The sequence below is a fragment of the Bradyrhizobium sp. BRP23 genome (assembly GCF_020194135.1).
GTDB lineage: Bacteria > Pseudomonadota > Alphaproteobacteria > Rhizobiales > Xanthobacteraceae > Bradyrhizobium > Bradyrhizobium yuanmingense.
In genome coordinates, this window is sequence record NZ_JADYVW010000077.1 from 1 (window position 1) to 295 (window position 295).

Here is a 295-nt window from a genome sequence, read left to right on the forward strand (position 1 = left end):
CGTTGCGGCCCAGGAACTCAAGATTGCCGTCCGGCAGATAACGTGCAAGGTCGCCGGTCCGGTACAGCCGATCGCCCTCGACAAAGGGACTGGCGATGAACCGCTCCGCGGTCAGCTCAGGGCGGTTCAGGTAGCCCCGTGCCACCCCCGCCCCGCCAATGTAAAGCTCACCCACCGCGCCGAACGGCACGGGCGCGCCATGGCCATCCAGCAAGTACACACGCGTGTTGGCGATTGGGCGCCCGATCGGGACCAATGACCCATTAAAATCAGCCGGGCAAGTCCAGATCGTCGC

1 protein-coding gene is annotated in these 295 nt (G+C 65.1%); it reads right to left on the bottom strand.

Features of this window, described 5'->3' with window-relative positions; all coding sequences use genetic code 11:
• The coding region (locus I6F24_RS37415; RefSeq protein WP_225156633.1) for an AMP-binding protein at positions 1-295 on the bottom strand (295 nt) is incomplete at both ends.